General features: G+C 49.2%; 14 protein-coding genes. 2 read left to right on the top strand and 12 right to left on the bottom strand.

Features of this window, described 5'->3' with window-relative positions:
* Positions 1-9: 9 nt before the first annotated feature.
* The 12 genes from HB364_RS24155 to HB364_RS24210 all read right to left on the bottom strand — a co-directional run bounded on the left by HB364_RS24155 (position 10) and on the right by HB364_RS24210 (position 18640).
* A complete protein-coding gene (locus tag HB364_RS24155; RefSeq protein WP_167290899.1) occupies positions 10-651 on the bottom strand; it encodes a hypothetical protein in 642 nt (213 codons plus the stop codon).
* A gap of 182 nt (positions 652-833) precedes the next feature.
* Complete coding sequence (locus HB364_RS33245) at positions 834-1934, bottom strand: DNA alkylation repair protein (RefSeq protein ID WP_208420069.1); 1101 nt, start codon at positions 1932-1934, stop codon at positions 834-836.
* Positions 1935-2016: 82 nt separating this feature from the next.
* Positions 2017-2847 carry a hypothetical protein gene (locus tag HB364_RS24165; protein ID WP_167290900.1) on the bottom strand — a complete coding sequence of 277 codons (831 nt, stop codon included), beginning with the start codon at positions 2845-2847 and terminating at the stop codon, positions 2017-2019.
* 40 nt (positions 2848-2887) lie between these two features.
* Entirely contained in the window at positions 2888-3757 is an 870-nt protein-coding gene (locus tag HB364_RS24170) for a hypothetical protein (RefSeq protein WP_167290901.1), read from the bottom strand.
* 227 nt (positions 3758-3984) lie between these two features.
* Positions 3985-5010 (bottom strand): LacI family DNA-binding transcriptional regulator, encoded by a 1026-nt coding sequence (locus tag HB364_RS24175; protein WP_167290902.1) that lies wholly within the window; start codon positions 5008-5010, stop codon positions 3985-3987.
* An 88-nt stretch (positions 5011-5098) separates the two neighbouring features.
* Complete coding sequence (locus HB364_RS24180) at positions 5099-7543, bottom strand: glutaminase domain-containing protein (RefSeq protein ID WP_208420087.1); 2445 nt, start codon at positions 7541-7543, stop codon at positions 5099-5101.
* A 21-nt stretch (positions 7544-7564) separates the two neighbouring features.
* Positions 7565-8614, bottom strand: coding sequence for a glycoside hydrolase family 43 protein (locus HB364_RS24185; RefSeq protein ID WP_167290904.1), 1050 nt, complete (start codon positions 8612-8614; stop codon positions 7565-7567).
* A gap of 11 nt (positions 8615-8625) precedes the next feature.
* Complete coding sequence (locus tag HB364_RS24190; RefSeq protein WP_246228593.1) at positions 8626-10695, bottom strand: beta-L-arabinofuranosidase domain-containing protein; 2070 nt, start codon at positions 10693-10695, stop codon at positions 8626-8628.
* Between the two features lie 116 nt (positions 10696-10811).
* A complete protein-coding gene (locus tag HB364_RS24195) occupies positions 10812-12659 on the bottom strand; it encodes a glycoside hydrolase family 2 protein (RefSeq protein ID WP_167290905.1) in 1848 nt (615 codons plus the stop codon).
* A 161-nt stretch (positions 12660-12820) separates the two neighbouring features.
* Positions 12821-13528, bottom strand: coding sequence for a DUF3823 domain-containing protein (locus tag HB364_RS24200; RefSeq protein ID WP_167290906.1), 708 nt, complete (start codon positions 13526-13528; stop codon positions 12821-12823).
* 24 nt (positions 13529-13552) lie between these two features.
* Complete coding sequence (locus HB364_RS24205; protein ID WP_167290907.1) at positions 13553-15436, bottom strand: RagB/SusD family nutrient uptake outer membrane protein; 1884 nt, start codon at positions 15434-15436, stop codon at positions 13553-13555.
* Between the two features lie 18 nt (positions 15437-15454).
* Complete coding sequence (locus tag HB364_RS24210) at positions 15455-18640, bottom strand: SusC/RagA family TonB-linked outer membrane protein (protein ID WP_246228594.1); 3186 nt, start codon at positions 18638-18640, stop codon at positions 15455-15457.
* Between the two features lie 329 nt (positions 18641-18969).
* Here HB364_RS24210 and HB364_RS24215 point away from each other — a divergent pair, with 329 nt between their 5' ends.
* Positions 18970-22152, top strand: a complete 3183-nt coding sequence (locus HB364_RS24215) for a ligand-binding sensor domain-containing protein (RefSeq protein ID WP_167290908.1) — start codon at positions 18970-18972, stop codon at positions 22150-22152.
* An 8-nt stretch (positions 22153-22160) separates the two neighbouring features.
* Positions 22161-22925 (top strand): response regulator transcription factor, encoded by a 765-nt coding sequence (locus HB364_RS24220; protein WP_208420070.1) that lies wholly within the window; start codon positions 22161-22163, stop codon positions 22923-22925.
* Positions 22926-22941: the final 16 nt, after the last annotated feature.

Raw genomic sequence — 22941 nt, forward strand, 5'->3', positions numbered from 1 at the left:
GCGAATTGGCTATTCTTTTAAGTTGGGTGCATGCTCTTTGTAGTATATCACCCAGGTTATGATACACATCCAGGTAATGACGAACAGGAAGGTGCATTTTTGCACTACTGGTAAAGTATGTAACCAGTGGCCGGTATAGTAAATGTAGTTATTAACGCCAACCAGTAAAAGGCAACACGCTCCCATTACCAATAACTTATGCCACCGGTATTTGTACAAGGCAATGAAGGTGACGATCAGTGCTATTATGCCCGGAATACTGGCCAGATTGAGGACGAGGTCGTGATATCTGGTAGACATAAAAGGAGCAATGACCATGGAGGTTATACCTGCAAAGGAGATAAATATCCTATACCAGCGGTTGGGCTTAAAAAGCCGGGGCAACAGCCACCAGAAAACAGCCAGCGCCACACAAAGTACACCCATCGCCCAAACGGCCACGCGAGAACCCGGATTGTATTCACCATTCTTTGCCACGCTGCTCAACAATTCACACCAGTAATTGTGCTGTATGCTAAAACCCTTCGCTGTTGTGTCCATATTGGAACCTCCGGGATAGAAGAAAGCTGCTATGATGTATAAGAGGATGAAAAGGCAACATCCGAAGAACGGCGTTAAGAGCCAGATAGACTTGGGAAGGGGTTGTTTCAATAGTGCCTGATTTAGGAAAACGGCTGGATGCCCGTTTCCCTAAATTAGGTTTTTAATCCATAACTCTTATGGTATTATTTTTTAGGAATATGCAGAGAACTTTACCGATCTTTTCCAATTGTGAACGCAGTGCGTTCACAATTGGAAGGTAGCTTTTATAGCATTTCTTCTCTTTTGATAAGCTAAGCCGTTACGATGAATTGTTTTTGGGCCAGTTCCTGGCCGTTGATGACGATGGAGAGTGCATGCTGACCCGCATAGTGTTTGCGGGTAGTGAGGTTGCGGAAAGACTGGGTACGTTTGAAGGTATAGGTCTGTCCCGGCTGATAGGTATTCTCCGTGATCTTGAACAATTTCCTGTTGGCCTTGCCATTGGATTTCATGTAATCAATACCATACTCCACCCGCAGCTTTAGCGGTTTAGTGCCGGTATTGGTCAGGTTAAAAGAAAAGTGCAACGCTTCTCCAATGCCAATGCTTTTATACGCCAGCTTTAGTTTGTCCACTACTATTTTATCCGATACGGTCAGGCCAAATATTTTCAGGGCCTGCGGGTGGGCTTGCCGGAGGAGGGTGCGACTGCCATGTTTGATGATCCAATCGGTACGGGAAGAATGGCCCTGCCATTTTTGGACGATCTCCAATACAGTATCCGGGTTGTCTTTGGCAATGTCATTGAGGTTATTGGCCACACTCTTGCGTACAAACTCCGACGTATCATCTTTCAGGTTTTCCAAGATGGGTAAGATGGGCGCGGGATCTTTTTTCAGGGCCGGCAATGCCATGGCCCAGGGTAACCGCGGTCTGCACCCCTCACTGGAAAAACGGCGCACATGCAGGCTCTCATGCTTTGACCATTGCTGCATCTGGCGCATAGCCTTTTCCGGATAGCGCAGGATGAACGGACGGATGGCATATTCACAACTGATGAACTGGGTGATGAATTCCATGGCCTCCATAGAAGTATTGTAATGCTCCAGGCCAAAGTTCTCCACGTACTCTGTGAAGATCATGTATTCCAGGCCACCTTTTATGTCATTTTTACGGAGAGCCGTGATAAGGCTGTATATTTTCTCTATACTTTGATCGTATTGCCCGGGCAGGAATTGGTGCAACACGAGCGCAATGTGCTTCATGCGCTGTTTTAGTTCCCGCGCTTCCCAGGCATCATCCCGCACCTGTTGCAGGAATTGCCTTTTATCGAATCCCTGCAGGGTCTTGGCAAGTACCCCTGTAAATTGATGGAAGAAGATATCGTTATAGATGTTTTTGAAAGGCTCCACGATGAGGTCGTTTGGGATGCAATATACGGAACAAAGCCGCAGCGTCCATCTGAGAGACGCTGCGGCGTATAGAGCCGGTCACTCAATGTATATCGTCCTTGCATTCGTAATAATAGTAGCTTACCCCGGCGGTTTCGTGCACGGTAGGGTCATTGGGGGTATGCCGGAGGAAACGCGCTGTACGTTTTACCGGGTATACATCATCATACTGGTAGGTATAGAGGGACTCCCTGAATTTGAACCAGGTCCCGTCCCCATTCCTTCCCTGTACCCCTTCATACACAAAGTTGTTTTGTGGTATGGGCTCAAACTGCTGATGGATATCAGTAATGGGAAAGTAAAAAGGATTGAGCGTGGTATTGGGCCAGGTACTCAGGGGATTCACTTTGTGGTCATACTGGTATTCATAGATCAATGCCGGATTGATGAGATCGGTAAGATCGAAATAGAGGCGCCGTTTAAAGTTGGTGGATGGTCCGTCATACTCCCAACGAAGTACCTGGGAAGCGCCGGTACGCTCAATGACCCTGCCTCGCCCATCCAGCACATAGGTGTACAGGGTTTGGAACTGGTTATTCCGGAATTCATCAACGCGTATGATGCGCCCGGCCTGGTACACGTATTTGAAAGGTCCATACTGACTGTCCCTCACGATCACCGGCCGGTGCAGATTATCATATTCCATTTTCATGATCACGATGGGGTTGGGATTGAACATAGGCCGGGCATATAAGGAATCCAATAACCGCTTCTGCGTATAGCGGTAGCGGTATTCAACGCCATAGTTTTCCACGGAGTCAATAACAGTGGCGATCTGGCAAAGTTTTTTGTAGGGGAAATCGGGTTTGTGGCAGGCAGCAGTGATGCACAGCCAGGCAGCCAATAAAAGGAATAAGGGGTTGATCTTTTTCATACAAAAGATTAAATGGTTAAGAAATGTTGCTGAAAACAGTTTACAGTTTCGAGTTCGTATTATTATCTGCACAGTTATAGGTGAAAATGGTGGTGCCCCTGGTAGTATCTACATTAGAGATGAACGGATTGCGGGTTAAGAGCAACAGATCATATTTTACCGGGTATACATCATCATATTGATAGGTATACAGGTATTCCCGGAATGGTAGCAGGATGCCGCGGAGGGGGAGCAATACATTCAGGCGTGTCCAGTTGTTTTGGGGAATGGGTTCGAACTGATGACCTGCCTGCGCAACGATATCCAGGTAAAAAGGAATCAGTTTCATATTAGGCCAGGTAGTCATAGGGTTTACTTTATCGTCGTACTCATATTCGAAGGCCATATAGACCTCCATAGGCTCGCCGGGACGCATAAACTGCATGTCCAGCTTGCGTTTGGGATTGACGGAGGCACCTTCATATTCCCAACGCAGGGCGCTGCTTTCTGCCTGGCGTTCTATGATGCGGCCCTGTGCATCGTATATAAAAGTGTACAGGGGATGGTACTGGTTATCGGCACCCAGCAAGTCAATCCTTACTATGCGGCCGCTTTGGTAGATGAATTTGTAATTACGGTTCTGGTTGTCCCTGAGCCCTACCGGCTTGCCCTGGTTGTTGTAGGTGATCTTCACATTGATGGGCGCTTCTGAACCGGTTACCGCGCGCACGGTCAATGAATCAAGTAAATGATAGTTGTTGTAGGCATACCTGGTAATGCGATCAGTAGTGGAGAAAGGGCTGGGATGGTAGGTGTCCTGAATACTTTTGATCTGGCAATATTCCTTACAGGGAATATCCGGCTTGTGACAGGAAACAAACAGGTAGCTGCCTGCAGCCATCCATAGCAAGGCAATGGTCATTTTTTTCATAATGAAGGTTAAATGGTGAAGAAAAAAATATCAGGTCCGCAGCGTCCCCTACGGGAGACACTACGGGGAAAAGTACAGAAAGGCCCATAGAAGATTGGTTGACTATTTGATAGCCAAAATGGTATGTGCTACTGTCAGAGGGAACAGATAACCAGGCAGGGAATGAACTTTACAGGAAGGATTGTATTGGAATGGGTATCGTGAATAGAGTACTAAGATAGGGAATTTTATGGATTGGCGAGTAGGCTTTTAATACTGGACTGGCGGCAGATGACTTCGGGTTCGAGCGTGAGTTTGCGGGGAGGGGCTTTGAGGGATATTTTTTTATGGAGGAGGTCAAAGAACAGACTGGCGGCCTCTTCCCCCATACGCACCGTATGTTGGTTTACGGTAGATAAGGAAGGTGTGAGGTATTCACTAAACATTTCATTGGCAAAACCAATGATGGCAATATCCTCCGGTATCCGGGCACCCGCTTCTTTGATGGCCTGCATGGCGCCCAGTGCCGTGAAGTCTTCCACTGCAAAGACCGCATCGGGTTTGCCTGACAGCAGTTGTTTCATGCACTCCCGTCCGGATTCGATGCTTACTTTTCCATATACGATCAGGTCGTCATTAACTGCAATGTTGTGCACGTTGAGTGCATCTATGTATCCACGCAGGCGCTGGTTGAAGTTGGTTACATGCTGTTGCCCGCCAATATGCGCAATACGGGAGCAACCCTGCTCAATAAGATGACGGGTAGCATTAAAAGCGCCCTGGTAATCATTGACCACTACTGCCGGCACCCCCAAAGCATCATTGGCCCGGTCGAATAGTACGAGGGGAACGCCTTTTGTTTTGAGGTCGGCATAGTGCTTCAGGTTGATGGTTTCCTTGGAGATGGAAGCCAGTACACCATCTACCCGCGAGCGGAGAAATGTTTGTACGGCTTTCTTCTCCAATTCATATAGTTCATTGGACTGGTAGATGATCACATTGTAATCATTCCTGCTGGCTATTTTTTCAATACCGTGAATGACTGAGCCAAAGAAGTTGATCTCTGCACTCGGAATGATCACCCCAATGATCTTTGACTTTCCCGACCGGAGCGAGGAAGCAATTTTATTGGGCTGATAGTTCATCCTTTTAGCAACCTGCTTCACAGCCTCCCGCGTAGCATCGCTGATAGCAGGATGATCATTCAAGGCCCGCGATACGGTGGCGGCAGCTACGTTCAATTCACGCGCTATGTCCAGAAGGGTTGTAGCCATGCTTTATTGGAGGACAAGGTTCAATGTTCAAAGATGGTGAGCCACCCTGCCTGGCTTTTTGGCACTGCTGCAGGGTGACCCACCATGGTTATTTGTCTAACAGTTTGATAAAGTACCCGCCTACTACACTGCGTGCCTGGAAACCTACCTGCTTGCCGTCGGTGGTCTCGTGCCAATCGCTCAGGGGCACCCGGCTGGAAGATTCAGCAGCAAATTTGTACAGGGGCTGTACGAAAGCATTCCAGTCCTGCTGGTTATCGGCCAGCGCGGCTGTCCACATGATCCAGTCGGATTTGGTATAGGTCTTCCGGCTGTCGAGCGGCAGGCCATAGGTTTGTTGTTTGGTGAGATAGTATTTTACTTCTTTCTCATATACTTCTTTTGGAAAGACATTCAGGTGCAGCAGCTTATCCCATACGAGGTTGTATTTCTGGCTCCAGGTACCTTTCTTTTCAAAGGCCAGTGTATAGTGATCGCCATCTGCAGCCAGTTGCATCCATCTTTTTGCCATGGCCACTGCTGTATCGTGGTATTTTTTAGCGGTAGCCTGCTCGCCCAGTTGCTCCGCCAGCATCGCATACCCTGCAATACCCATGATGGCTTTTACAGAGAGGTTGGCATTGCGGGCGAGGTGACCGGCAAAGTCATCGGTACACAATTGGTTGGCAGGATCAAAGCCATCCCGTACGAGGTACCCTACCCAGGTAGTTAAGGTGTTCCAGTGTTTCTTTGCATAGTTGGCGTTGCCTTCTGCTTTCGCAATAGCAGCCGTCAGGATGATCATGTTGCCTGCTTCTTCCACCGGCATGTCTTCTCCGTATAACTGACCATTGGCGAGCGGATAGGTGCCCAGGTCATGCGCCGGGAAAGGTTTTGTCCATTTACCGCTTTCACTGTAGTAGAAGATGCCATTGAGCATACCTTTTAACAGCTCCGGATTGTAAGCGAGGTATAAAGGTGCAGACGGATAGGTCACATCTACGGTATTGATACAACCATTGCTGTAGTTCTCTTTGGATAAGAAGAGAATATCACCTTGTGGGTCTTTCAATACTTTATGGGCTGCCACACTCTGGCGATAGGCCAGCTCGCACAGTTGTGCATATTGTTCGCCGCCTGCCTTGAGGGTTTCATTGTATAAGCGTTTGTTGAACTGATCGCATTGGGCCATGATGGTTGTATAGCCGGCCGAAGCTTTTGCCAGTTCATCTTCTATGGTAGTGCCCTGGTGTGTCCACCAGGCTTTGAGGTTCTGACCAAAATACTGAATGGAATAGCCATCGTCATAACCTACCAGGATGACTTTCGTCATGTTAGTATTATACCCTACTGTACCGGAGAGGATGGTATTCAGCATGAGTTGCTGACCTTCCAGTTTGGTAGCCCTTTTGTATTTAACCGGACTGAATGCGTTCATGGCTTCTCTGGCCGTAGATACGTATTGCAGGGGGATCTCTTTTTCAGGAACCGCTACATAGAGGTAACCCCAGTCAATGCGCAGGTCGTCCCCTTTCTTTTTGAGCACCGGCTGCTCCAGGGTACCGGTTTTCAGGATGGATAAACCTTTTGCATTGTACAGCTCTGCCTTTACTTCCTGCGCCGGTGTATTGGTAGCCAGCGTGGAAGCGGCGCCGAAGTATAGTTGCACGTTGTGCTTAGCGCCATCCGTTGAGCTGATGTTGGCGGTGATGTAGGTAACCGGCCTTGACAGCAGATCGAGGTTATCGGGCAGCAGCGGCGAGGTGAAGGTAAGCGATAGTTTGGCCTTGCCTGCTGTAAACTGGTAGATTGTTTGGGTAGCGTTGACCGTTACCTTGTCCTGCGTGGCCAGTTTGATATTGCCACCGGGCTGTTCTTTGGGTTCGTTCACAATACCGGCATCCAGCCAGGCGCCGCCGGCCGTATTGGCCACATGGATGGCCAATATGTTCTTTCCTTTTACGAGCTTGCGCCGCGCAGCTTCGGGTATGGGGAAGTAGTGGAATTTGTTGAGCCAGCCTACATAGCTGTAGATCTTTTCCCCGTTGAGGTATACTTCTGCATTATCATCGTGGTTGATCTTGAGGAAAAGGTTGTTGAAGCTGGTTTGGTCCAGGGTAAATTCCCGGCGCACCCAGAGGTTCCTGCTTCTCCATACCGTCTTCGCACTGCTGTTGTTATCGGTGAAAGGCGCTTCTCCTTTTTTCCATTGTGCATCATTAAAGGAAGCGTTCATCCAACCGGTAGCCGGTTCACTTTCTGTATAGGCTACTGCATATGATTTTTCATCGGAGGCAGGTACTACTGTGTTGTACAGTTTCTCCGCTGCTCCCATAAAACGGTATACGGTGCCATCTACTTTGATCATTCCCAGCAGGGACTGATCGGCGCCGGTCCAGTGTTTGGTAGGAGTGGTGTTTAACTTGTCGGAAACAGACCATACGCTGAAGTATGGGTCGTGTGTGATCAAGGGGTATGCAGGAGCACGCATCTCCTGTGCTGTTGCGAACCCTAATTGCATGGTGGCTAAACTGACTGCCAACACTTTTTTCATTGTATTCATTCCTGTTTTTTATTATTTACTTTCTGTTGGTACCTGGAGGGGTATGCCCGTCTGCACAGGCTCTCCGAATTGGGGCATACCATCGTTGCTCCAGGTAAATGGTTGCGCCCTGGGCGAGCGTTGACTGCCGCAACCCTGCCCCGGTGCATCATTCGCATGGTACAGGATCCAGTCCTGCTTACCATCCGGTGATTTAAAAAATGAATTATGGCCCGGTGCATATACACCGTTCTGTTTTGATTGCTTAAAGAAAGGCTGCGGATGTTTTTTCCAGCTACCGGCATCCAGCAGGTCCTGCTTACCGGTGAAGCTCAATACACCCAGCGCATAGAAATCGGTCCAGCAACCACTGGCAGAAAAGACAATGAATAGTTTGTCTTTATGCATGAGCGCCTGCGGCCCTTCATTGACGTTCACATGCGGGGGATTGCCGGCATCATTCAGATCACCATGCTTTTCCCATTCAAATTGCGGCGCTGCGATCTTTACGCGGTTGCCTTCTATGGTCCACGGGTTTTTCATTTTAGCGATGTAGATGTTCTGCTGACCATTGGTATCACCCTCCCACCCTGACCAGATCATGTATAGCTGGTTTTTCCAGGTGAACACATCACCGTCAATGGCCCATTTGTCTGTCGGGTCGGCTATTTTTCCTTTGAAGGTCCACTCCCCTTCCATAGGATCAGCGGCCGCATTTTCCAATACATACATGCGGTGGTTTTCATTGCGGCCGTCATCAGCAGCAAAGTATACGTACCATTTGCCCCGGAGAAAATGAATTTCCGGCGCCCAGAGCTCTTTGGAATACGCTGTATTGGGTGGTGGTGTAAAGATGGTCTTGCGTTGCGCAGTCTTCAGGTCGGCAAGATTTTTCGTTTTCCAGATGCCAATACGGTTACCCATGCTGTGGGTGTAGTAGTAATAACCATCTTTATAAAAGGAAAAAGGATCGGCGCCTGATGGCAATAAAGGATTGGTAAAGGTAGCGCCGGCGGATTGGGCCAGCGCACTTTTACCTGCGACGTTCAACAATATATATAGCACAATGATCGTGTTCCTCATTATAACCAGGTTTATTGTACTACCGGGAAAGAAGCTATGCGCAAACGGCCGGCACCCATTGGTACGAGGGTGAGCTCAGTTACCGGTTCAGTAGTCGTTACCGGGCTTTGTGGCAATAGGCCGCAAAGTCCATATTGATCAATGGTCCAGGCAGGGATCTGCTTCCCTTTTACTTTTAGTGCAATGGGTGCTGCTGCCTGTGTGAAGGGATTGTTGTCCTTTGGCCAGCTCTTTTTTACTACAGTAACTATTTTTTCCAGTGGCTGCCCGTTCAAGAGCAGACCATAGTTCCAGGGGGTAGCAGGATAGATCTCCCAGGAAGGCCATTTGGCAGGGTCTGCATTCTCCTGCCATTTGGAATCGCCAATGGCCGTTTCCTTACTGTCTTTTTGCTCGTACTGCTCTTTGATGAGCAGGGAATAGGTAAGCGGACCACGGTTGATGCTCACGCTGTTCTTGTTCCTGTCCCAGGTACGCAGCTTCAGCTCCATCGGGAAGTCCAATGTAATACGGTCATTGTTTTTCCATTGGTTGCTGAGCTTTACATAACCACCCGGTGCAGGTATTGCTGTAATGGCTTTACCATTGATTTTTATGACCGGCTTGTTACACCATTCCGGCATGCGGAGGTATAAAGGAAAAGAAGTTGCTGTTGCCGCTTTCACCGTGAGGCTTACTGATTCTTCAAAAGGATACCGTGTATTTTCAATAATGGTCACGGTATTGCCATTGCCCACCTGTGCTGTTACTTCACCTTCCACATAGAGTTGAGCAGCGAGACCGTTATCAGGCGTTGCCATCCAGGCATTTTCTGCATAGTATACCCAGCCGGCAGCATGGTTGTGCTGACAGCAGCGGCTGCTGAAGGGATTCATCATGAGGAAGGGCCCATTGTTGTCAATGCCCGGTGAGTGGTTCCTGCTGTCGCTCACCACCTGGTTGGGCGCTGTTAAGTAACGAAGCGCTTTGTAGTCGGGCATGAAGGCGGCAGGGAAGGTATTGAAGGCAATGTCTTCACAGTTCTCTGCCCATTTGGTATCGCCGGTGTACCAAAGCAACATCTGATCGGAGGTCATTTGTTCTACCATGCCACAGGTTTCCACCAACTGGCGCGGATCATCATATCCCTTGCGGGCATTTTCATCGGCACCAAATAAACCACCGGGCACTTGTCCGTAGATATCACGTATGAGTTTAAAGTTGTCGTAAGTAGCTTGTATGTCGCCCTGGTTGTGACTGAGCATGGCATATTGCGCTGGTTCACGGAAGCACTGGGCCACATTTACGTTGTGCCAGTTGGGCAGGTTGTTTTGCTGTGTCCAGTCGGCGGTATTCTTGTGTAGTTTCTTCACCAGGTCCAGCAGCCAGGCTTCACCGGTACGGTTGTATAACCAGTACACACTGTAGATATTGTCGCCACCACGGCTGTTTTCCCAGTAGTCCTCCAGCAACTGGTCATCGGGCAGGGACAATTCCCATTTGAAGTATTTGGTCATGAGGGCCAGCACCCGCTTGTCCTTTGCATGTTCATAGTAAGACTGCAGGCACCAGAGCATAGGCATGTTGGTCCAGAGGTCTCTTTTGCCCTGGCGTGTTACGAACGGACCGAAGTCGCCATTCTCCCGTTGGTTGTCGAGTGCCGCATCGAGCCAGAACTTTGCTTCGTTGATCATTTTCTGATCGCGGAGCATGTAGCCAATGTTGGCATATCCCTTCAGCCAGTAGGGCAGTTCTTCCCATCCGTATTTGCCTTTGCCATCTTTGTGCAGCCAGGCATTGTCCTGCCGGGATAACCAGATGCTGATCTCTCCGAGGTGACCGGTAAGACCATCGCGCTGCAGCTCCAGCATTTTCTTCAGCCAGCCGCCGGGCCTGATGGCTGTTACGGGCAGCTTGATGAAGTATTGTTGTTGCAAAGGCGCTTTGTTGCTAACGTAGTATTTGTTGACGGCGGTATTATCGGGACGGTTAACGGTGGTGGCCTGCAGGCCTGTTTGTGCCTGTACGGTAGCACCTACGATACCCAGCAGGGAGATGCCCAGTGCAAGTTGGCGTTTATATTTGACTATGGATGGTTTCAAGATTTCTGGTTTCTTGTTTTTTTGTCCGCAGAGTCCCCTTTGGGAGACTCTGCGGGGAAATCTAAGCGGGCCAAAGGCCCGGGAATAGGGCTGCGAGGCTGCAAGCCTCGCAGAGCTTACTTCATGCTCACGAGGTTCACATCATAGAGTTTGTTGTGCACCCGCTTCAGGCTTTCCACGGGTATTTTAAATACTTTTCGGTCATAGGTCATGAGGCCGTTGACTTCCACTTCCACGTCGGTGGTTTGTGTATATACAGCGGCCGACAATCCCTTTTTGATGAGCGCCGGGAATCTCTCTATGAGCTGCGCATAGTTGGTAAACAGGTCTTCCTTGTTCTTATAGCTGCGGTATCCCCAGTTGTTCTTGTCCTGCCAGGTATGGCCTTCAATGGGCAATCCCAATCCGCCGAACTCACCCAACACGATGACGTAGTTAGCGCCAAACAGTTCTGCTTTGGGCATGGCAGGCTGCGGATAGTTGTGCAGGTCTATGATATGTCCCACGGAATGGAAGTTACCTCCACTGGCTGTGTTCACTAACCTGGAAGGATCTTTCTGCATGGTCCAGTTAACGATCTCTTTGGTCTTGAACTGTCCCCAGGCTTCATTAAAGGGCACCCATACAACGATACTGGGAAAGTTGTGCAGGCTTTCCATGATGGCCGACCATTCGGTGCGGTAGATGTTTTCTGATTCGGGGCTGCGGTCCATGTCATGACCAATGCCTTCCACGCCGGGGCGTGTTTCCCAGCGGGCGCCGCGATCGCCGCTGGGCATGTCCTGCCATACGAGGATGCCCAACTGATCACAATGATAGTACCAGCGTGCAGGCTCTACTTTTACGTGTTTGCGGATCATGTTGAAGCCCATGTCTTTTGTTTGTACGATGTCAAACTTCAGGGCTTCGTCGGTAGGAGCGGTGTATAAACCATCGGGCCACCAACCCTGGTCGAGCGGGCCATACTGGAATACAAAGCGGTTGTTGAGCAACATACGCTGCACGCCATTGCCATCAATGCCCATGGATATTTTGCGCATGGCAAAGTAGCTGCCTGCCTCATCTACTACTTTACCGGCACGGAGCACTTCCACCTTCAGTGTATAGAGAAATGGTTTTTCAGGTGTCCATAATTTGGGATTGTCAATTGCCAGTTTGATATCATCACCGGCAGTAACGCTTTGCTCGGTGAGCTTCGTTGTACCGTCATACGCCGTTACCTTCACCAGGTCGCCGGTTTGTACATTGGCAACTTTGGTTTGAACGGTGAGTATTTTGGTATCAATGTCCGGTGTTTGCCGGGTAGATACAATGTAGGTATTGGCCACTGTTTCCAGCCATACTGTTTGCCAGATGCCGGTTACCGGTGTGTACCAGATGCCTTCGGGATTTTTTACCTGCTTGCCGCGTGGCTGAGGGCCCTGGTCGGAAGGGTCCCATACTGATACGGTTATTTCCTGTTCCTTTCCTTTTTTCAGCGCGGCTGTAATGTCAAAAGAGAAAGGATCATATCCGCCCTGGTGCGTACCTACTTTTTTACCATTCACGTATACGGAACAGCGCCAGTCTACCGCACCAAAGTGCAGGATTACCTGCTGACCTTTTTTAACGGCCGGCGTTGCAATGACTTTTTTATACCAAAGTACACTGTCTTTTCCTACTGTTTTTCCTACACCCGACAGCGCTGACTCCACGGCATACGGCACGAGTATGTTACCAGCCAGAGAAGCGGGCATGGTTTCTTCCTGTGCTTTTGGCAGGATGGCATATTGCCAGAGGCCATTGAGGTTTTGCCAGTTCTTACGCACGAGTTGCGGACGCGGGTATTCGGGCAATGGATTGGCCGGGTTTACATTGGCCGACCATTGGGTAGTGATACGCCCGGGCACGATTTGCCAGGATGGCTGCGCCTGTGCAACACCTAAGAGGAGTAACGATAGAAAAAGAATGGGTACTCTACGCATGATGAAATGAGATTAGAATTTGTTTTGAGTTCCGGGTTTGGAGTTTCGGGTTCTTTATGTGTAGCTTGCTGATTAATTTTAAAAACTTAGCGTGCTATGTTTTGGCAAGTTACTAAAAACGCGGTAGCAACCCGAAACACGAAACCCCAAACCCGGAATTGTTAAAAGGTGATTTTTTGTACCGGAGAATACAGCCTGTCTTCCACGCCGGTGATCTTCACCCCTACCCGCGCGAATACATAGTTCTGCGTGGGGGTAATAGCGGGGATGTTCACACTCAGTTGCAGGTTATTCAGGTCTGTAGCGGCATTCACGGTAGAATCCTTCCGTTGAATCTGCATGTTGCCATTGGCGCCTACATAAGTTGTTTTGTTAATGTACAGGGATACGGATTCAATGTTCTTCGCATTGGCATCGGTAATGATCTTTTCGATCTTAACTGTAGCCGCTACTTTTCCGCCGGCCTGGGAAAACTGGGCATTCCTGATCATGTAATAGGGCATCACTTCTATGTCGAAGTCCTGGCTGCCCTGCAGGTTGATCATGATGGTATCCTTGGCGGGGCTGCCGGTGGATTTGGTCATGAAAGGTCCTTCGTTTTTGGGAATGATCAGTTTGTAGTTGCCATTAAACAATACAGCGGAGTACGATCCATCCTGGTCAATGGCTACATCTATAGCGCCATTGAGTCCCCAGCCGGGCTCCCAGAGCTGGAAGCGCACCTGGTTCTGTTCTACCATGATGGGCTCGCCTTCATAAATGATGCGACCTTTGAAGGTAGAACCGGGAGGATCGAAGTTATCTTTCTTGCAGGAGGCGAATGCCATCAGTCCTGCCAGTAGTATGAGGAGATTGTGTTTACGTTTCATGATCTGCATTTTAAGTGATTCGCTTTACTGATTTGGGTTCCTGACGATCTGCGGGTTGTTGTTGATGATATCATCCCCGATGTAGGAATAATAGTTACCAAAACGGAACCTGTCTGAAGCCAGTACCCGGTTGGGCAGCACTTCCTTAAATATCCATTTACCATTGTTGGGACTGGTGGGATCAAATACTTTATAAGGCCACAAACCCCAGGGCTGGGTATTCCTTTTGGTAGCGCTGCCGATGTTGCTTACCAGGTCGGCAGCCGTCATGGCATTACCATCCCAAACGATATGGGCCAGTCGCCAACGCTTCATGTCGAAAAGGTAATGGCCTTCAAAAGCGAGTTCCACCCTTCTTTCATGAACGATCCTGTCGAACGTGATGTCAGCAGCCGTGAGCGGTGTAGTAAGACCCGCCCTTGTGCGCAGGGTATTGAGGTAGTCTTTGGCAGTTTCCTTGTCGTTCAATTCAAAAGCGGCTTCAGCAGCGATGAGCAGCATTTCACCGAAGCGGTAACGGATAAACCACACATCGCTTTGAACGCCGCGCTGACCAGACCCTACTGTAGGATCGAGGTATTTACGTACATAGAATCCTGTTTGTGCTATAAATTCATACCCATTGATAGGGCCATCATATCCTACTACCTGCATTTCGGTGCCATTCACTACTTTCCGGGCGCCGGGAATATCGCCTGTTACTACCGAGCCATCACCCAGTTGCAAACCAGCCCATATATCAACGGGTTTTCCTTTGAACAGGGTGCCGGGCAATAATACAGTACCACCGAGACGGGCATCCCTGCCGGCGAAGATCTCTGTTGGTGTATTGTAGTAGATGTAATTACTGCCGCTTTGGGTAGCCAGTGGTGCAAAGGTATTGTCCAGCTTCTCGAACTGCTCTACGAGGTTGAGCGCAGGATTGAGGCGTCCGCCCTCCTGCTCTTCTGCTGTGCTGCGTGGCTGGTTGCGCAGGGTATAGCTGTGCGTTTTACCGCTTTGCAGTTTATAGTCTTCCACGAAGATGGCTTCCGGGTTATTGGCCTTATCGGTGAAGAGGCTGGCAAAGTTGTCGGAGAGATCGGGCTTTTTCGTGTAGAGACCATAAGCGCCTGCCTGTCCGTCAATGATGTCTTTAGCCGCTTTTAATGCTTTGGTATAGTAGTCGTTTGCTTTTTCGGCAGGGATGCCCACTTCCTGGCCGGGCAATGTAACCTGTGGTGTGTTAACGCCGTATTTGGCAATTGACCCTGCATAGATGGCGGCCCGTGCTTCCATGGCCAGCGCCGCTGCTTTGGTAGCTCTTGATTTCTCATTGACATTCGCCGGCAACACCTCCTTGATGGCTTCCGCTTCGCTGATCACGAAGTCGTATATCTCCCCTTCTTTAGCTCTCGGATGTTGCAGGTAAGTGGGATTACCACTGAAGTCATACTGCTCTGGTTCCAGGATGAGCGGTACGCCACCCATGCGTTTGGCCAATTCAAAGTAATAGGAGGCACGGAGAAAACGGGCTTCGGCCAGGAACCTGTTGCGAACCCCTTCTTCCAGTTTATCGGCTGCTGCACATTTTTTAATGAACAGGTTCATGTCGCGGATATAACCGTAATCCCAGGTGCCCCAATCTCCATAACCCCAATCTACATTCTGCACACGTCCGTAAGCACCATTCTCGGAAGGGAAGGCATCATTCAGGTTGGCAAAGGAGGCCCAGTCTTCCACCGTTTCTATGTCATAGTAGCGGTTGTACAGGTTACCGAGCAGGGACAATACCAGACCCGGATCTTTCCACATTTGCTCTTCCCCGATCAGGTTGGTAGGTTGCTTACTGAGAAATTCGTCGTCTTTCAAACAACCGGACAACGAGGCGGTTATTATGATGGATGTTATTGCAAGTATCTTTTTCATTACACTGGATTAAGATGGTTATAAAGAAAGATTGATCCCTACGTTGATGAACTTGCTCTGCGGGTATTGAAGACCATTGTCGTCAATCACCTCGGGATCTATACCATATTGATTCAGGTTATCGAGCGAGAAGAGGTTATAGGCATTCACATAGAACCTGGCCCTTTGTATCCTGGCTTTGCTCAATATTGATTTGGGAATGGAATAACCCAGTTCCAGCGTTCTGGCGCGGAGGTAGGTAACGTTGTGCAGCCAGAAGGTAGAGTTCCTGTAGTTGCTGTGGCCACCATTGTTATAACGGAAAGCAGGATATTTACCGGCAATCCATTTACTGTTGAGGTCAAACGGGTCCTCGCGGTGCCACCTGTCCAGCAGCCTGTTATTCAATCCTCCTTCATTCTGGAAAGGTACTTTTGTTTCCCAGTTCTGGTTCCAGGCATACATGCCACCGCCGGAGAAGTCGGCTGTGAAGTCGAAGTTCCTGTATTGCAATCCGATGCTGAAACCAAAGGTAATATTGGGCTGTCCGCCGGTGGTATAACCAATGGGTCTTTCATCCCAACCATTGATCCTGCCATCGCCGTTAACGTCTGCGTAAATGATATCACCCGGTAACAATGTTTTGTTGCCCTGTCCATCTATATCAACAGGGTGATTGTTGATCTCTTCCTGGCTCTGGAACTGACCGGTGGCTGTGAGGCCCCAGAAGATATCGCGGTACCTGTCGGGGCTCGTATTGCCGGAGTTGCGGTAGTGGTCCCAGGAGTTGTTCCACCGTGGTTTGTACGACTTCACGAATTTACCGCGTGCGATCATGCCATTACCGCTTACGTTGTAGTTGAGGCTACCAATTTTACCACTGTAGGCCAGTGACCCTTCAAAGCCAAACTGCGATTCATCCCGCACATTCTCATCGGGCAGGCCATATCCCAGCTCATTGGGCAGCAGGATATCGTATTTACGGCCCCGTAAGCCGGAACGCAACCGGTAGAAGTAGTCCACGGTACCTCTCAGCTTGCCGTTAAACAGGCTGAAGTCGGCCCCGATATCTGTGATCTTACTCTTGTACCAGGAGATATTCTTAATGGGCTCACCCCTGTTGACAGAAGTAACGACGGCCGATCCGCTGAGGATGGCGATACCTGCATTGTAGTTGTAACCACTGAGGTAATCAAAAGCGCCGATGCCCACATCATCATCACCCATGATACCATAAGAGGCGCGTATTTTAAGATCAGAGAGTACGGTACTGCCACCCATCATCCGCTGGAAGAAATTCTCTTCGGATATTCTCCAGCCGCCGGATATGTTGGGGAAGTAGCCTACCCGCTTGTCGGGTGCAAATTTCCAGGAAGCATCACGCCGTACAGAAGCCTCAAAGAAGTATTTATTGGCATAGCTATAGTTAAAGCGGCCGATGTAGCCGATCCTTGCTTCGCGGTCGTCCCGGTCGTCATACTGGTCCATGGTGGCAAAGTAGATCAGCGGCAGCGCATTGGTCTTGGGCACGGCATGCAGGTATTGCTCTACATTGCGGAAATCCTGCTTTTCAGCTACTGCAACAGCCCCTACGGTATGCTCACCAAAAGTACGGTTGTAGTTGAGCTGCCATTGCCAGATGTTGCGCATGACTTTGCGGGTGCCCCGTTCGCGCCAGGGATTGGTAACGGAGGCTGTCACGATGTATTTATCGGTGGGTACATCATAACGGTAAGCATCATAAGTGTATTCATGGCCATTCATGACGCGGTCGGCCAGGTAGTAGGAGAATTGCGCGCGGGCCGACAATCCTTTTATATAGGGCACCTGGTACTCTGCATTGAAGTTGGTTTGCAATACGCGCCAGTCTTCCCGCCAGTAACCCGATCTTGCTTTGGTCAATAACCCCCAGTTGGTTTCATTGTGGCCAATGTCCTGCAGGTACTCGGGATTGTCATTGGCGAAAGGACGGTCCATGGGCCTGTTGCGCAATAAGGCAAAGCGGGGCGCCCAGTAGTCGTCCCCACCAGGTACACCGGGCTGGTCGCGGGTCTCAATACGTCCGTTGATCTGAACGCCTACTTTGAGCCCTTCGGCAATCTTCGCATCCACATTGCTCTGGATATTGGTCCTGCCGAAAGTGAATTCACGTCCCAGTACCGATGTTTGGTCAAACCGGGTAACAGACAGGTAGTAGTTGATCCTGTCGGACCCGCCGGAAGCACTGGCATTGATGGATGACATGGGTGCATTGTCCTGTATGATGAAGTCGTACCAGTCAAAACTTTGATAGCCATATTCTGTGCCGGCTTTGTATTTGTCAAGCTCAGCCTGTGTGATGCTGGTACTGCCAAACTGGTTCATTTCTGCATCTGCTTTTCCCAGCATCCAATCATAAGAACTGCTGATTGCCCTGGGAAAGCGGGTCCAGGATTGCCAGCCGGTATAAGCATCTACGCTCACGGTATTGCGTGTACCTGTTCTGCCGCGTTTGGTAGTGACTACTACCACACCGTTGGCAGCGCGTACGCCATAGATGGCGGCAGACGCATCTTTGAGCACAGTGATGCTTTCTATATCGTTGGGGGAAAGGTTGTTGAATTGCCCTGCATCCTGCTGGATGCCGTCTATTACAAAGAGCGGGTTACCCATGTTACGGATCTGGATATTGGCGCTGGCACCGGGACGGCCATCGGGCATCCGGAAACTCACACCCGGAATTTTACCGGCCAGGCCGGAACTCACTGTGGAGCCGCCATGCACTTTCTCGATGTCTTTGGAGGTAATGGTAGAGATGGCGCCGGTCAACGATTCTTTCTTGCGCGAACCATAACCGATTATCACTACTTCTCCGAGGTCTTTGTTCGTGCTTTCCAGCGACACTTCAATGTTGGTTTGTGTGCCTACTTTTACTTCCCGGGGACTATAACCAATGGAAGTAAAAACCAACACCGCCTTGTTATTGGCCACGCTGATGGAAAAGAGTCCATCAGGACCTGTAATAACCGAATTTTGAGTACCCTTTTCAGTAACCGATACATTGGGAATACCTATACCGGCGCTGTCTTTGGCAGCGCCTTTTACGGATATCCTGGCTTCATCCTGTGCCAGGGAGGTGTTGAAGAAAGCGGAAAGGAGGAAGCACAATAGAAGGAGTCTTCCTTTTTTGAGCCAGGCCATGCGATCATCCGGCATACCCGGCAGATGCTTGTTGAAAAATTCCATACGGCAGTTAATTGTTAGTGAAGAAACAGTGTAATCGTTTGCATTGACAGGCGCAACAGGCAGGATATTATCCCGCGCGCCATCCGTTTGTAAAATTTGAACTATTCTTTTTGATGGAGGAGCCTATTCGTCTCATTGTTTCGCTAAAATGTCTCAAATCTGAAAAAGGGAGCCTCCAGAATACCAGTGCTAATACGAATTTGCAGTGATGCCGGGCCGGGAAGGCGGTAAGGCGGGAAGCTATTTATTAGTATGCAAACTGGTCTTATATCTTGTTATATTTGTGCAAACTCAACTGCCTTTGCTTGAAAAGTAGTGCCATTTGCATAATGATTGCGTTGCTTGTTGCCTGTACATCCTCCCTGTATGGGCAGGGCTATTATTTCAGGCACTACCAGGTAGAGAACGGACTTTCCCACAATACGGTGTTTTCCTGTGTGCAGGACCGGAAAGGTTTTTTATGGTTCGGCACGAAGGACGGTATTAACCGGTTTGACGGTATTACGTTCAAGGTATTCCGGCCTGATCCTTCAGACAGTAACAGCCTTGGTAATAATTTTGTACTCAGCCTGCATGAAGATGCCGGCGGTGTTTTATGGGCAGGCACCCGCGAGGGCCTGTACCGGTATAATGCCTCTACAGAAAGTTTCCGCCTTATAAAAGGTACTGCCTGGTCGGATGTGCGCGATATAGATTCGGACTCATCCGGCAATTTATGGTTTATAGTGGGATTGAAGTTGTACAGGTATCATGCATCGCACGACAGTGCGCCTGTGCTGATCAATCGTGACAACAGCATGATCACTTCCCTTTGTACTACGGCCGATGGTACAGTATGGATTTCCACGGTGGAAGGCTGGGTACAGCAGTATGATCCCGTTACCGGCCAGTTCTCGGGTTTTGATGTGTTTGATCAATCGCCTCCTACTGCTTCCCGGTGGATAGATGATATTTTTGATACCCGCCAGGGATATATATTGATCGGCACTTCCAACCAGGGCATTAAGCGCTTTCATATTGCCAGCAAAACTTATAAGGATATCCTCACTTATAATGCCGATCATACGGAAGTATATGGCCGCGGGTTTATTCATTATGCCGGCGATGAATACTGGATAGCTACTGAATCGGGCATTTATATTTATCATCTTAAAGACGAAAGCCTGAAGAACCTGCGCAAGAAGTATAATGACCCCTACTCCATTTCTGATAATGCGGTTTATTCCCTTTGCAAGGATAAGGAAGGCGGTATCTGGGCAGGGACTTTTTTCGGGGGCGTCAATTATTATCCCCGCCAGTATACTTCTTTCCAGAAGTATTTCCCGGATAACACACAGCATACGATCAGTGGCAATGCGGTACGGGAAATATGCGAAGACCAATATGGCAATCTCTGGATCGGTACAGAAGATGGCGGCCTGAATAAACTGGAGCAGGCCACCGGAAAGATCACACATTACCTGCCGGGCGGCAACCGCTCCACGATCTCTTATTCGAATATACATGGCATACTGGCTGTGGGTAATGAATTGTGGATAGGCACTTTTGAGCATGGCCTGGATGTGCTGGATATTCCCAGCGGGAAGGTAGTACGTCATTATTCAGGTGGCGGCGGCACTACTTCCTTCCGGGGAAATTTTATTCTTACACTGTACCAGACAAGGGCCGGTGAAATACTGGCCGGAACACCGCTGGGATTGTTCAGGTATGAAAAGGCCACAGACCGTTTTACGGCGGTGAAAGAGGTGCCCGACAATCTTTTTATTTACAGCATCCTGGAAGATCATAGCGGTACGATCTGGCTGGGCACGCTTGGCAGTGGCGTAGTGTATTATAACACAGCCACCGGTGAGCGGGGCAGCCTGCATCATGATCCCAAAAACACCAACAGCCTCAGCAATAACCTGGTGAATAGTGTGTTTGAGGACAGCTATCATCATTTATGGTTTGCCACGGAGGGCGGCGGTCTATGCCAGTACTCTCCTACCCGTAAGACACTGAAACGGTATACTACCCAGCATGGCCTGCCCAGCGATTTTGTATTCAAGGTACTGGAAGATGGCCGGCACAACCTGTGGATCAGTACCACGCGCGGCCTTACCTGTTTTAATCCGGCTACCGGAAAGATGAAGGTATATACGAAGAACAACGGGTTGCTGAGCGACCAGTTTAATTATAATTCCGGCTATAAGGACAAGAAAGGACGTATGTATTTTGGCAGTGTGAAAGGCCTGATCAGCTTTAACCCGGATGAGTTTACCCAAAATGAGTTTATGCCGCCGGTATATATTACCGGTTTCCAGGTGAATAATAAGGAGCTGAGCGTTAACCAGCAAGGCTCATCGCTTTCGCAGTCTATTATCCAAACCAATTATATTACGCTTTCCCCTTCCGCTTCTACTTTCAGCATTGATTTTGCCGCATTGAGTTATACGGCTCCTGAGCGGACCGAATATATGTATAAGATGGAAGGGCTGGATAAAGACTGGACTTACCTGAAAGCAAACCGCAAGGTATATTTTACCGGCCTGGCGCCCGGTACGTACCGTTTCATTGTTAAAGCGGCTAACAGCAGCGGCCAGTGGAATAGTCAGCCTGCACAGTTGGAGATCCGTCTGCTCCCCCCTTTCTGGGCCAGTAGCTGGGCTTATGGCCTGTATATTTTGCTGGCTACCGGTATTGTACTTTATCTTATCCGGCATTATCACCGCCGAACAGAAGAGAAGAACGAACGCAGGATAGAGTTGATGGAGCATGAGAAGGAGAAAGAGCTGTACCAGGCCAAGATCGAGTTCTTTACGAATGTGGCCCATGAGATCAAAACACCCCTTACGTTGATCAAAGGCCCCCTGGAAAAGGTGATGAAGAAATCGGGAGAAGCGCCTGAGCTGCGCAACAGCCTGCAGATCATGGAACGTAATACGAACCGCCTTATTGACCTTACGAATCAGTTGCTCGACTTCAGGCAAACCGAAACGAAAGGGTTCAGCCTTAGTTTTACGCCTGTCAATATCCCGGAACTGCTGGAAGAAATGTATACGAATTTTAAGCCGCTGGCAGAACAACGTAACCTGCAGTTCACCCAGGAAATGCCATCCACGCCTCTCTATACGATGGCCGACCCCGAAGCCCTGCAAAAGATCTTCAGTAATCTTTTCAGCAATGCCATTAAGTATGCAGGCAGCAAAGTGCATGTGCAGGTATTGCCCTTCCGGCCCGAAGATCCCCTATTTACGATCACCCTGGAAAACGACGGTTACCTGATCCCTTATGAGATGAAAGAAAAGATATTTGAGCCCTTTTTCAGGCTGAAGCGAACAGAGAAGCAAAAAGGCACTGGCATCGGCCTGGCGCTTGCCCGTTCACTCACGCAATTGCACAAAGGCGATCTGTACCTGCAGGAAACCCATAACGGGCTGAACAGGTTTGTGATCAGCCTGCCCTTGCAGCCTATAGATAATAATGCTGTAAACAGGGCGCCTAATGATGACACGATTTTCACCGTAAGCTAATGACTGCTATGACACCTACGATATTACTGGTTGACGACAATGAAGAGATTATTGATTTCCTGGCGGAAGAGCTGGGTACAGCCTATACGGTATTGACTGCTTCCGATGGCCAGGAAGCGTTGGGCATACTGGAAAAGGAAGCCGTGCACCTGGTGATCAGTGATGTGATGATGCCGGTGATGGATGGTTTTGAATTGTGCCGGACGATCAAGACGAATTTCGATTACAGCCATATACCGGTGATCCTGCTGACAGCGCAGAATACGCTGCAATCAAAAATCGAAGGACTGAAGCTGGGTGCGGACGCTTATATAGAAAAACCATTCTCTCCGGAACACCTGCTGGTGCAGATCGCCAACCTGCTCAGCAACCGCCATAAGATACGCGAGTATTTTGCCAACTCACCGCTGGTGCATATTAAGAGTATGGCTTATTCCACGGCAGATGAACAATTCCTGGAATCGCTGAATGAGATGATACGCCAACACCTGGAAGATGCAGAACTGGATGTGGAGAAGCTGGCCAGGGTGATGAATATGAGCCGCCCTACCCTTTACCGGAAGATCAAGGCCATTTGCAATCTTACGCCCAATGAGCTGATCAATATTACCCGCCTGAAGAAAGCGGCTGAAATACTGGCTACCGGTCAGCATAAAATATATGAAGTGGCTGATATGGTAGGCTATAATTCACAGAATAATTTTGGCCGCAATTTCCTGAAACAGTTTGGGATAACGCCTACGGAGTATATGAGTATGAAGAGGAGTGAATAGAATACAGAAGACAGAA

The sequence above is a fragment of the Paraflavitalea devenefica genome (assembly GCF_011759375.1).
GTDB lineage: Bacteria > Bacteroidota > Bacteroidia > Chitinophagales > Chitinophagaceae > Paraflavitalea > Paraflavitalea devenefica.